General features: G+C 70.2%; 8 protein-coding genes. 7 read left to right on the top strand and 1 reads right to left on the bottom strand.

The features are described from left to right. The first annotated feature begins 69 nt into the window (after nucleotides 1-69). The 6 genes from purB (at nucleotide 70) to AB4Z48_RS12315 (ending at nucleotide 9871) form a co-directional block, all read left to right on the top strand. Nucleotides 70-1434, top strand: coding sequence for an adenylosuccinate lyase (gene purB, locus AB4Z48_RS12290; protein WP_441614210.1), 1365 nt, complete (start codon nucleotides 70-72; stop codon nucleotides 1432-1434). 70 nt (nucleotides 1435-1504) lie between these two features. Next, the gene (locus tag AB4Z48_RS12295; RefSeq protein WP_441614211.1) at nucleotides 1505-2482 is read left to right on the top strand and encodes a tripartite tricarboxylate transporter substrate binding protein; all 978 of its coding nucleotides are present in this window, start codon (nucleotides 1505-1507) and stop codon (nucleotides 2480-2482) included. Nucleotides 2483-2531: 49 nt separating this feature from the next. Next, entirely contained in the window at nucleotides 2532-3641 is a 1110-nt protein-coding gene (locus AB4Z48_RS12300) for a mandelate racemase/muconate lactonizing enzyme family protein (protein ID WP_441614212.1), read from the top strand. A gap of 268 nt (nucleotides 3642-3909) precedes the next feature. Continuing rightward, nucleotides 3910-4806 carry a translesion DNA synthesis-associated protein ImuA gene (gene imuA / locus AB4Z48_RS12305; protein WP_441614213.1) on the top strand — a complete coding sequence of 299 codons (897 nt, stop codon included), beginning with the start codon at nucleotides 3910-3912 and terminating at the stop codon, nucleotides 4804-4806. Continuing rightward, a complete protein-coding gene (locus AB4Z48_RS12310; protein WP_441614214.1) occupies nucleotides 4739-6292 on the top strand; it encodes a Y-family DNA polymerase in 1554 nt (517 codons plus the stop codon). Before imuA ends, AB4Z48_RS12310 begins: the two co-directional genes overlap by 68 nt. A gap of 105 nt (nucleotides 6293-6397) precedes the next feature. Next, the gene (locus tag AB4Z48_RS12315; RefSeq protein ID WP_441614215.1) at nucleotides 6398-9871 is read left to right on the top strand and encodes an error-prone DNA polymerase; all 3474 of its coding nucleotides are present in this window, start codon (nucleotides 6398-6400) and stop codon (nucleotides 9869-9871) included. A 62-nt stretch (nucleotides 9872-9933) separates the two neighbouring features. Here AB4Z48_RS12315 and AB4Z48_RS12320 read toward each other — a convergent pair whose 3' ends face one another. After that, the gene (locus AB4Z48_RS12320; RefSeq protein WP_441614216.1) at nucleotides 9934-10167 is read right to left on the bottom strand and encodes a hypothetical protein; all 234 of its coding nucleotides are present in this window, start codon (nucleotides 10165-10167) and stop codon (nucleotides 9934-9936) included. A gap of 408 nt (nucleotides 10168-10575) precedes the next feature. Here AB4Z48_RS12320 and AB4Z48_RS12325 point away from each other — a divergent pair, with 408 nt between their 5' ends. Further along, nucleotides 10576-12558 (top strand): methyl-accepting chemotaxis protein, encoded by a 1983-nt coding sequence (locus tag AB4Z48_RS12325; protein ID WP_441614217.1) that lies wholly within the window; start codon nucleotides 10576-10578, stop codon nucleotides 12556-12558. Nucleotides 12559-12601: the final 43 nt, after the last annotated feature.

Consider the following 12601-nt stretch of genomic DNA (forward strand, 5'->3'; position numbering starts at 1 on the left):
TGTCATTTTACAGAAAGAAGCCGGCGGCCGAGAATGGCTGTAACCCCTCAGGCGAAAAAGGCTTCCGCGATGACCAGCAGTGTGTTCGACCAGTCCCTCCAGCAGCACATGTGGAGCACCGATGAGATGCGGGCCGTGTTCTCGGAGGAGAACCGCGTGCAGAAGTGGTTCGATTTCGAAGCCGCGCTGGCGGCCGCGCAGGCGGAACTCGGCATCATCCCCGCCGCGGCGGCCGCCGAGATCGGCGCCCGGGCGCGGGTGGCGGACATCGACCTGCCCGCGCTCGCTGCCGAAACCCGCCGCGTAAAGCACCCGCTGGTGCCGGCGGTGCGCGCCCTGCAGCGGCAATGCGCCGGCGGGCTGGGCGAGTTCGTGCATTTCGGGCCGACTTCCCAGGACGTCTACGACACCGGCATGATGCTTCAGGTGCGGCAGGCCCACGGCATCCTGATGCGCGACCTGGGCGCCGTGTCGCGCGAGCTGTACCGCCTTGCCGACGAGCACAAGCACACGCCGATGGCCGGGCGCACGCATGCCGTGCAGGCCTTGCCGATCACCTTCGGCCACAAATGCGCGATCTGGCTGTCGGAACTCGGCCGCCACCACGAGCGCATGCGCGGCCTGGAGCAGCGCACCTTCGTGGGCCAGATGGTGGGCGCGGTCGGCACGCAGGCCTCGTTCGGCGAGCAGGCCGGCGAGCTGGAGACGCGGCTGATGGCGCGCCTCGGACTGGGCGTGGCGCCGATCAGTTGGCAGCCCGCGCGCGACCGCCTGGGCGAGTACGTGAGCGTGCTCGGCCTGATCGGCGCCACGCTGGGCAAGATCGCCAACGAGATCATGAACCTCGAGGGCGACGAGATCGGCGAGCTGGCCGAGCCGTTCAGCGAAGGCAAGGTCGGCTCGTCCACCATGCCGCACAAGCGCAATCCCGCCGTGGTGGAGACCGTGGTGACGCTCAGCCGCGCTATCCGCTACAGCGTGGCGATGATGCACGACGCCCAGATGGCCGAGCATGAGCGCGACGTGGCGGCCGTGCGCATGGAATGGAAGGCCGTGCCCGAGGGCTGCATGATGGCGGCGGCCATGCTGCAGATGATGCACTACGCGCTGTCCGGCCTCACCGTGAACGCCGCGCGTATGCGCGCCAACCTCGACCTGCTCGGCGGCTTCCTGATGTCCGAGCGCGTGATGTTCGCGCTGGCCGACAAGGTCGGCAAGCAGAGCGCGCACGAACTGGTCTACGCCGCCGCCATGCTGGGCATGGAAAGCGGCATCACCTTCGAGCAGGCACTGTCGCGCGATCCGGCCATCCGGGCGGCGCTCGAACCGGCGGCGCTCAATGCGCTGCTCGATCCCGCCACCTATGTCGGGCTTGCCCCGCAGATCGTGGAGCGCTTCCTTGGCGAGACCCGGGCAAGCGGCTGGCTGGACTGAAGGCGACCATGCCTGCAAAGACAGCAGTCAACAGATAACAGATAACAGAAAACAGACAGGAGACACAGTCATGAACCGAATTGCCAGGTTACTGGGGCGCGCAGGCGCGCTGGCGCTGCTCTGCATGGGCGCCGCCGCGGCGGCGCCAGCGCAGGCCGACACCTATCCGAACCGCCCCGTGCGCGTGGTGGTGCCCTATCCGGTGGGCGGGGGCGGCGATACCGTCGCGCGGCCGCTGACCTTGTACATGTCCGAGCGCATGGGCCAGCGCATCATCGTGGACAACCATGGCGGCGCCAACGGCAATATCGGCATGGACATGGTCGCCAAGGCGCCTGCCGACGGCTATACGCTGGCGCTTGCGCTGACCTCGCAGCTCGCCGTCAACCAGAGCCTGTACCGCAAACTGCCCTACGACCCGATCAAGGATTTCGAGCCGGTCTCGCTGCTGGCCTCCGCGCCGTACTTCCTGGTCGTGCATCCCTCCGTGCCGGCGAAGAACCTGGCGGAATTCATCAAGCTGGTCAAGGCGAATCCCGGCAAGTACACCTACGGCTCGTCCGGCAACGGCAGCGGCCCGCACCTGTCGATGGAGCTCCTGAAATCCATGGCCGGGCTCGACATGGTCCATGTGCCGTTCAAGGGCACGGGGCCCGCCATGCCGGCGCTGCTGGCCGGGCAGGTCAGCGCGATGTTCGCCAGCTACGGCGTCGCGTCGCAGCAGATCAAGGCCGGCAAGCTGCGCGTGCTCGCGGTGTCGACGGCGCAGCGCGCGGCTTCGATGCCCAACGTGCCCACCATCGCCGAGGCGGGCGTGCCCGGCTACGAATCCAACGTCTGGTACGCGCTGCTGGCGCCGCGCCCCATCGTCGACAAGCTCAGCGGCGAGATCGCGGCCCTGATCAAGAACTCCGACCTGCGCAAGCGCTTCATGTTCGACGGCATCGTGCCGGTGGGCTCCACCCCCGAGGCCCTGGGCGCCTACATCCAGTCAGAGAGCGTCAAGTGGTCTGCCATCGTCAAGCGCTCGGGCGCCACCATCGACTGAGCCTGGCCCGCACGCCCATCCAACCGCAAGACCACAGGAATCCGCAACCATGAAGATCGAACGCGTAGAGGCCATTGCCGTCCGCATCCCGCTCAACAAGGTGTTCTCCGGCAGCTCGTACAAGGTCGACAGCCGCGCCACCGTGATCACCCGCATCCATACCAGCTCGGGGCTGGTCAGCGAGGTGTACAACGGCGACCCCCGCGAACACGGCCCCGAGATCGCCCGCATGATCGAGCAGGACATGGCGCCGCTGCTGGTCGGCGAGTCCGTGCATGCCTGCGAACGCATCTGGGAGAAGCTGTTCCGCCTGACCATCAAGGCGCCGGACCGGCCGCTGGTCATGAACGCGATCGCCTGCGTGGATTCGGCCGTCTGGGATCTGGCCGGCAAGGCGCTCGGCGTCAATGTGTGCCGCCTGATGGGCGGCTACCGCCAGGAAATCCCCATCATCGCCATCGCCGGCTACTACCTGCCGGGCAAGACGCCTGCCGACCTGGCCGGCGAGATGGCGTGGCTGAGGTCGGTCGGCATGGCCGGCTGCAAGGTGAAAGTGGGCGGGGCAACGCCCGAGGAAGACGCCGAGCGGGTGAAGTACGCACGCGAAGGCGGCGGCCCGGACTTCCTGCTCGCGGTGGATGCCAACCGCGGCTGGAGCGTGGCGGAGGCAACGCGCTTCGCCCGCCTGGTCGAGCCGTACGACATCGCATGGTTCGAGGAACCCTGCCACTGGCATGACGATGTGCGCGGCATGGCGGCGGTGCGCCAGGCCACCTCGATCCCCATCAACGCAGGCCAGAGCGAAGTCAGCGCGGCCGGCGTGCGCCGCCTGCTGGACGCCGGCGCGGTGGACATCGTCAATTTCGACGCCTCGGAAGGCGGCGGCATCACCGAATGGCGCCGCGCCGCCGCGGCCTGCGCGCTGGCCGGCGTGCGCATGGCGCACCACGAAGAGCCGCAGATCGCCTCGCACATGCTGGGCGCCATGCCGCACGGGATCTGCGTCGAGTGCTTCCCCGACCCGGACCGCGATCCGATCTTCCCCGGCATGTGGGCCAACCCGCCGCGCATCAAGGACGGCATCATGGCGATCCCGCAAGGCCCGGGCTTCGGCATCGAGCTGGACTGGGACATGGTGAAGCGATACCGGGTGAACTGAGCGACTGCAGTTGCAACTGCAACTGCAACTGCAACTGCAGGGCACGGCGTGCCGGGGCGTCCCGATATGTCTTGCCGGCCGGCCCGCGCGCGCCTCGGGGCAGGCTTTCCGTGCTCTTTCCTTGCGCCTTCTCTGCCCCTTCCGGCGTCGTTCCCGCGCACCGTCCCCGACCCTCCCGCTTCACCCTTGCGCCCAACCGTGATACTGTATAAATATACAGTAATCGGAAATCTCGCCTTGTCCCTCGGGGTAAGGCCGCAAGCGTCACATGACACCCCATCTTCAGACCGACTCGCCCGGCTTGCCGGGCGTTTCTTCCTTGGCGCCGGCACCCGCGGGGGGCCGCCAGGAGGCGCTGGATGCGCTCGAGCGGCGCTATCCCGGCCTGTGGCGCGCGGGGCAGCTCGGCCGGGCGGGGCAGGCGGGTAGCGTGCCGGCGGTGGAGACTGGACATGCCGCGCTGTCGGCTGAGTTGCCGGGCGGCGGCTGGCCGCTGGGGGCGCTGACGGAGCTGCTGCTGGCCGAGCCCGGCGTGGGCGAGCTGCGCCTGCTGCGGCCGGCCCTGGTGGCGCTGGCGGCGGGGCAGCGCCGCCTGGCGCTGGTGGGGCCGCCGCACCTGCCCAATGCAACGTGCCTGGCCAGCTGGGGTTTGCCGGCCCGGCAGGTGTTCTGGATGCGCGCGCCGGCCGGCGCGGGCAAGGCCGCGGCGCAGGCCGATGTGTTGTGGGCGGCGGAGCAGGTGCTGCGCAGCCAGGCCTTCGGCGCGGTGGTGGTATGGCTGCCCGCGGCGCGTCCCGAGGCGCTGCGCCGCCTGCAGGTGCTGGCGCAGGCCGGCGACGCGGCGGTATGGGCGTGCCGGCCGGCCGGCGTGCTGCACGAGTCGTCGCCGGCGGTGCTGCGGCTGCTGCTGGCGCCGGCGCCGGGCAATGCGATGTCGATCACCTTTCACAAGCGGCGCGGGCCGGTGCGCGAGCAGCCGCTGGTGCTGCCGCTCGACGAGATGATGGCGGTGCCGGGCCGTCCGTGCGCGCCGCGGACCTTGCCTGCGGAGGTTGCGCCATCGCCGGTTTCCCAGGCTATTGCGGGAGAGCAAGCCCATGTCGTACTGGATCGCGGTGCATCTGCCGCGCCTGTCGCTGGACGCGCTGCAGCCGAACTGGCCTGAGCCTGCCGCGGCCGCTGCCGTTCCCGGCCTGCTGCATCACAGCGTGCCGGTGGCGGTGGTGGAGCGCGAGCGCGTGGTGCTGGCCAACGGGCCGGCGGCGGCGCTGGGCGTGCAGGCCGGCATGCGGCGCGGCGGGGTGCAGGCCTTGTCGGCGCAGGTGGTGCAGCTCGAGCGCGAGCCGGCGGCGGAGGCGCAGCTGATGACGGCGCTGGCGCTGGCGCTGTTGCATTTCTCGCCGCATGTGGCCTTGCACCCGGACCCCGACGCGGCCACGGTGATGATCGATGCCGGCGCCAGCGTGCGGCTGTTCGGCGGGCATCGCACGCTGTGCCGCGCCGTGTATGCGCGGGTGCGCCGGCTGGGGGCGTTCCTGCAGCTTGGCTGCGCGCCGAGCGCCTTCGGCGCGGCGTGGCTGGCGGCGCAGCCGTTCAGGCGCGACCGGCGCGGCGCCATGGTGCGCCCGGCGCGGCGCGCGCTGCAGCCGGCGCGCATGGCACGGCTGCTGGACCGGCTGCCGGTGGGGATGCTGCATGGCGTGGCCGACGAGGGCTGGCTGGACGGCATCGGCTGCCGCACCGTGGGCGAGGTGCGCCGCCTGCCGCGCGCCGGCCTGCGGCGCCGCCTCGGCGCGGACTTGCTGGTACGGCTGGACCAGGCCTACGGCGAGGTGCCGGTGCGCTTTGCCTGGTTCGGCGCGCCGCCCGCCTTCGCGCAGCGCATGGAGCTGCCGGGCCGCACCGAATCCGTCCAGGGCGTGATGGCGGGCGCGCAGCGCCTGCTGCTGGCGCTGGGCGGCTGGCTGGCGGTGCAACAGGCCGGCGTGACGCGCGTGGTGCTGCGGCTCGAGCATGAGCGTTACCGCCTGGGCTGCGAGACCCCGGCCACGCCGGTGACGGTGAGCCTGGCCGAGCCCAGCCGCGATCCGGCGCATTTGTCCCGGCTGCTGCAGGAGCGGCTGGACAGGGTGCAGTTCACCGTGCCGGCGGTGGGACTGATGCTGGTGGTGGAGGCCATGCAGGCGTACCTGCCGCAGAGCGAGTCGCTGTTTCCCGAGCCGGGCGGCACGCCGGCCGAGCTGGGCCGCCTGCTCGATACGCTGATGGCGCGCCTGGGCCGCGAGAACGTACTGCAGCCGCAGCCGCTGGCGGACCACCGGCCCGAGCGCGCCAGCCGCTGGTGCCCCGTGGACGAGATGCCCGCGCGCGCGCAGGGGGCGGGCACGCAGGCCTGGCCCGAGCGCCCGCCCTGGCTGCTGGCGCAGCCGCTGCCACTGACCGTGCAGCGCCACCGGCCTTGCCACGGCGGGCCGCTGGCGCTGCTGTCGCGGCCCGAGCGCATCGAGTCCGGCTGGTGGGACGACGCGCTGGCCACGCGCGATTACTTCGTCGCCGAGCGCGCCGACGGCCTGCGCTGCTGGGTCTATCGCCAGCGCCCGGGGCGGGAGGAGGGCGGCGAGTACCGCTGGTTCCTCCACGGGTTGTTCTGAAACCGGAACGGCCCCCAGGCCCCCGCATTTCCTATTTCGCGTTCCCTATTTGCATTCCCTGTTCGCATTCCAGTTTCGCATCGTTGCTTCCCGTCCGCCTCCATCATGTCCAGCCAGCCTGCCGCTCCTTCGTTTTCCGCCTTGCCGGCCGCGCTCTCGGCGCTGCTGCCGGCCTTGCCCGACTATGTGGAGCTGCACTGCATCTCGAACTTCACCTTCCTCGAAGGGGCCTCGCACCCGGTGGAGCTGATCGAGCGCGCGTTCGCGCTGGGCTATGGCGGCCTGGCGCTGACCGACGAATGCTCGGTGGCCGGCACGGCGCGCGCGCACCAGGCGCTCAAGGATCTGCGCGAGCGCACCAGCGACGCGCTCGCGCGCAGCGCGGCGCGGCTGGCCGCCGGCCTGGATGCGGGCGAGGACGAGGAAGGCGAAGATGACCTGGAGGCCCTGGCCGCGGAAGAAGCGCAGGAGGGCGAAAGCAGCGAGCCAGGCGCGCAGGGCGCCTGGCTGGATGCCGCGGTCGCCGCGGGCCCCGGCGAGGCCGCCGAAGCGCGCCTGCTCCGCCATGAAAAGCTATCCGCCGTGGCCGCCGCCGCGCAGGAGTTCCGCCTGCTGATCGGCAGCCGCTTCACGCTCACCGGCCACGATGGCGAGCCGGCGCTGCGGCTGGTGCTGCTGGCGCAGGACCGCGAAGGCTTCGGCAATCTCTGCGAGTTCATCACGCTGGGCCGCCGGCGCGCGGGGAAGGGCGCCTATTGCCTGCACCCGGAAGACATCGCCGCGCCGCAGGCGGAGCAGGCCCACCTGCGCGGCATGCCCGATTGCGTGGCGCTGCTGCTGCCCGCGTATTGCCCCGAGCCGCAGGCGCTGCTGCGGCAGGCGCAGTGGATGCGGCAGGTCTTCGGCGCGCGCGCCTGGATCGCGCTCGAGCAATTGCAGGGCCATGCCGATGCCCTGCACCGGCTGCGGCTGGAGGATGCCGCCGCGCAGGCCGGCGTGCCGCTGGCGGCGGCGGGCGCGGTGACCATGCATGTGCGCTCGCGCAAGCCGCTGTCGGACGTGCTGAGCGCGATCCGCACCGGGCAGACGCTGGCCGGATGCGGCATGGCGCTGGCGCCCAATGCCGAGCAGCACCTGCGCATGCGCCAGCGGCTGTCGCGGCTGTACCCGCGCGATGCGCTGGCGCAGACGCTGCGCATCGCCGGCCTGTGCGATTTCTCGCTGGATACGCTGCGCTACGAATATCCGGAAGAACTGGTGCCCGCTGCCCTGACGCCGTTTGGCTACCTGTACAGCGAGACCATGAAAGGCGTGAAGCTGCGCTTTCCCGGCGGACTCGAACCCAGGTGGGAAACGCAGTTGACGCAAGAGTTCGCCCTGATCCGCGAGAAGCAGTACGAGTCGTTCTTCCTCACCGTGCACGACATCGTGCGTTTCGCGCGCGGCGAAGGCATCCTGTGCCAGGGGCGCGGCTCGGCGGCCAATTCGCTGGTCTGCTATTGCCTGTTCATCACCGAGGTCCATCCGGCCGACGCCAATATGCTGTTCGGCCGCTTCCTCTCGCGCGAGCGTGACGAGCCGCCCGATATCGATGTCGACTTCGAGCACCAGCGGCGCGAAGAAGTCATCCAGTACATCTACGAGAAATACAGCCGGGACCGCGCCGCGCTGGCGGCATCGCTGATCACCTACCGCTCGCGCAGCGCGCTGCGCGACGTGGGCCGCGCGCTGGGCATCGATGCCAGCGTGGTCGAGCAGGTGGTCAAGGGCCAGGCGTGGTGGGACGGCGGCAGGGGATTTCTCGAGCGCATCGCCCAGTACGGGCTGGATCCCGAGTCCCTGGCGGTGCGGCAGTGGGCCAGCCTGACCACGCAGCTGCGCGGTTTTCCGCGCCACCTGTCGCAGCACGTGGGCGGCTTCGTGATCGCGCGGCACAAGCTGTCGCGGCTGGTGCCGATCGAGAACGCGGCCATGGCGGACCGCAGCGTGATCCAGTGGGACAAGGACGATCTCGAGTCGCTCGGCCTGCTCAAGATGGACGTGCTGGCGCTGGGCATGCTGTCGGCGATCCGGCGCGCGCTGGAGATGATCGGCGGTTTCCCCGGCGCGCCTCGCAGCATGGCGGACATTCCTCGCGATGATGGGAAGACCTACGACATGATCTGCGCGGCCGACACCATCGGCGTGTTCCAGGTGGAGTCGCGCGCGCAGCAGTCGATGCTGCCGCGCCTGCAGCCGCGCACCTTCTATGACCTGGTGGTGGAAGTGGCCATCGTGCGGCCCGGCCCGATCCAGGGCGGCATGGTGCATCCCTACCTGAAGCGGCGCGAGCTGGTGCGGCGCACCGGCCAGCCGCCGGTGTACCACGACAAAGTCATCGAGAACGTGCTGGGCCGCACCCTGGGCGTGCCGATCTTCCAGGAGCAGGTGATGCAGCTGGCCATCGACGCGGCCGGCTTCTCGCCCGGCGAGGCCGACCAGCTGCGCCGCTCGATGGCGGCGTGGCGGCGCAAGGGCGACCTGCGCAAGCACCAGGACAAGCTGGTCAGGGCGCTGACCGCCAACGGGTATCCCGAAGCCTTCGCGCTGGCCATCTGCAAGCAGATCGAAGGCTTCGGCGAGTACGGCTTCCCGGAAAGCCATGCCGCCAGCTTTGCCAAGCTGGTGTATATCAGCGCGTGGATCAAGTGCCATCATCCGGCCGCCTTCCTGTGCGCGCTGCTCAACAGCCAGCCGATGGGCTTCTACTCGCCCTCGCAACTGGTGCAGGACGCGCGCCGCCACGATGTGCGCACGCACCCGGTGGACGTGACGGTGAGCGGCTGGGAGAGCACGCTCGAGCATGAGGCGGCAACCCACGCGCAGCCGGCGGTGCGGCTCGGCCTCGGCCGCGTGAGCGGCATGCGCGAGGCGGCCGCGCGGCGCATCGAAACCGCGCGCGCCGCGCGGCCCTTCGCCAGCGTGGAAGACCTGGTGCTGCGCGCCCGCCTGGACCGCCACGACATCGACGTGCTGGCCGCCGCCGATGCGCTCCGCGGCCTGGCCGGGCATCGCCGCCAGGCCCGCTGGCAGGCCCGCGCCGCCGCGCTGCAGGCAGCCCACCGCGACCTGCTCTACGAAGCACCGCCGCCCGAGAGCGAACTGGTCCTGCCCGCGCCGCGGCTGGGCGAAGACGTGGCCGCCGATTACGCCAGCCTGGGTTTGTCACTGAAGTCGCATCCGCTCGCGCTGCTGCGGCCGCGCCTGGACGCCATGAAATACGCCACCGCGCAGCAGCTCGCGCAGTACGGCAACGGCCGGCGCGTGCGCGCCTGCGGCATCGTCACCGTGCGCCAGCGGCCATCCACCGCCAGCGGCACCATCTTTGCGTCGATCGAGGACGAGACCGGCTCGGTCAATGTGATCCTGTGGCCAGACCTGGTCGAGCGTCAGCGCAAGGAGGTGCTGGGCGCGACCATGCTGGGCGTGATCGGGGTCTGGCAGCGCCAGGGCGAGGTCAGGCACCTGGTGGCGACGGAGCTGGTGGATCTGAGTCCGATGCTGGGGCGGCTGATGGTGAGCAGCCGGGACTTTCATTGAGGGGGAGGGTGCGGCTGCCCGGGCATCCGCGGGCCGGGCGGCAAGCCCGGTGCAGGCGGGCCTCAGGCCGCCCCTACCCGCTCCGAAGCGCCCCCCACCCTGTCGCGCCACCCCACCGCCTTCAGCACCGCAAAACCATGCACCGTCACGCGCGGACAGCGATGGCCGGAAGTACATTCCTCGAGCGATACCAGTCCGTGCTCGACCAGCGTCTCAAGGTCCACGGGGTCAAGTTGCAGGCAGTCCTGCGCATCGCGGACCAATAGCAAGGTGGCAAATTCGTGGGGGCTCAACATCGGTGACTCCAGGTTAGGGATGCCTGCTTTCGCAGGACCGCGGTGCGCGGTGACTGACGGAAAGACAGCGCTGCCGCGGATTGGTTCATGCGTTTCGCGCCGCGTGGCCGGCGCGGCGCGCCGGATTTCGTGTCCCCTCCCTTTCTACGAGCGGATTGCGTCCTGCGTGCGTCCGTTTTGTGTCCGCATTATTTCGTTCTCCTGTTTTCCGATTCCGTCGCAGCGCATCGTGCCTGCCGCCGGCCAGCGCGTCCGCGCCGCCTGTCTCGTCCTTCGCATGTCTGTTTCGCGCCCGTTTTGCGGGCATCCTGCACCGTCATCGTGCTGTTTCGGCCCCACCCTTGTGCGCGCGAAAATAAGCCATAAAAGGGCCCTTCAGTACATTGCGGAGCGGCCGATACAAGGCGCATGCATGTGTCATTCCTGGGGACCTCCGTGGCGTCTTTTCTCTCTCCCGCAGTGCGCCTGATGGCGCGCCTGAACATCACCCGCAAGCTTGCCTTGCTTGCCATCCTGTTTCTGATCCCGCTGTGCGGCACGCTCTATGCGGTGCTGGGCATGTCCGTACAGTCCATTCGCGCCGCGCAGGACGAACTGCGCGGCCTCGCCATCGTCGACCGCGCGCTCGATTTCATGCGCGAGACGCAGGTCAGGCGCGGCGCGGCCAACGCCGTGCTGGCCGGCAACGCCGCATTTCGCGCCACCTTCGACGATGCCGATGCCAAGGCTGCGGCACACCTGGCGGCGCTCAGGCAGCAGGCCGGCGCGGGCGGCAGGTTCGATGTGACGCCCGATGCGGAAAAGCTCGTTCAGGCGTGGCAGGCCATGCATGAATCGGGCCTGAACGGGACCGCGGGCCCCTTGTTCGCGCAGCACAGCGCGCTGGTCAAGCAGATCCGCCTGTTTATCGGCGACGTGGCCGACCGCTCGTCGCTCGCGCTCGATCCCGACAGCGGCTCGTACTACCTGGTCAACCTGATGGTCGGGCCCATGCCCAAGCTGGCGGAGCTGAGCGCGCTGGCGCGCGGCCGGGGGGCTGCCATCATCAGCCAGGGCGGTTACTCCGATGCGGCGCAGCAAGCAGAACTGGCCGCGCTGGGCGAGCAGATCCAGGACGGCCTGGAATCCGTGCGGCGCGACATGGGCCGCGTCATGCGCGGCGCCCCGGCATATCGCCAGCGCGTGGAAGCGTCGCAGGCGCAACTGGCCGCCGTGGACGCGTTCTACCGCACGCTCAAGGACAAGATGCTGGGTGCCAGCGGCATCGCGATCGATGCCAAGGCCTACTTCGACGAGGCCAGCGCCGCCATCAACGCCGTGTCGGCGGTCAACAAGGAATTCTCGGTGATCGGGCACGCCATGCTGGAGGAGCGCATCGCCGCCGATACGCGGGAGCTAGCAGCGCTGGGCGGGGTGGCGCTGCTGGCGGTGGGCGCGGCGTTCTACCTGTTCGCGGGCTTCAGCAGCGGCATGCGCGCGGATGTGCGCGAGGTGGGCGCGATGGTGGAGCGCATCAACGCGGGCGACCTGGCGCTGCGCATGGCTGTGCATGGCCGCGATGAGCTGAGCGAGGTGAAGCGGCACCTGCTCTCGCTGGTGCAAAACTGGCGCGCGCTGATCGGCGATACCAAGGCCGGTGCGCAGAACGTGCTGGCCGCCGCCGGTGAAATCGCCCAGGGCAACCTGGACCTGTCCCGGCGCACCGAGGCGCAGGCGTCCTCGCTGGAGCAGACCGCCGCCAGCATGGAGCAGCTCACGGCCGCCGTGCAGCAGAACGCCAGCAGCGCGGACCAGGCCAGCGCGCTGGCCGGCGAGGCCCGCGATATCGCCGTGACGGGCGGCGCCTCGGTGGGGCGGGTGCTGCAGACCATGGGCGAGATCGAGGCCGATTCGAGGCGCATCGTCGAGATCATCGCGGTGATCGACGCGATTGCCTTCCAGACCAATATCCTCGCGCTCAATGCCGCGGTGGAGGCGGCGCGCGCGGGCGAATACGGCCGCGGCTTCGCCGTGGTGGCCACCGAAGTGCGCGGCCTGGCCCAGCGCGCGGGCAGCTCGGCAAAGGAGATCCGCGCGCTGATCTCGCAATCCGTGCAGCGCGTGCAATCGGGTTCCGCGCTGGCCGGCGATGCCACCGCGACCATGGCCAGCATCGTGGACGCGGTCAGGCGCGTCACCACCATGATGGACGAGATCAGCAGCGCCTCGCGCGAGCAGAGCAACGGCATTGCCCAGGTCAACCAGGCCGTCACGCAGATGGACCAGGTCACGCAGCAGAACGCCGCGCTGGTGGAGCAGGCCGCGGCGGCGGCCGATGCGCTCAAGGAGCAGGCACACCGCATGGAGCAGGCGGTCGGGGTGTTCCGGCTGGAGCAGGCGCTGGCCGCGTAGCGCGCCCGGGCATGGCAAGCCAGGCGCAGGCGCCCGGCCGTCG

The organism is Cupriavidus sp. 2TAF22 (assembly GCF_052115045.1).
Lineage (GTDB): Bacteria > Pseudomonadota > Gammaproteobacteria > Burkholderiales > Burkholderiaceae > Cupriavidus.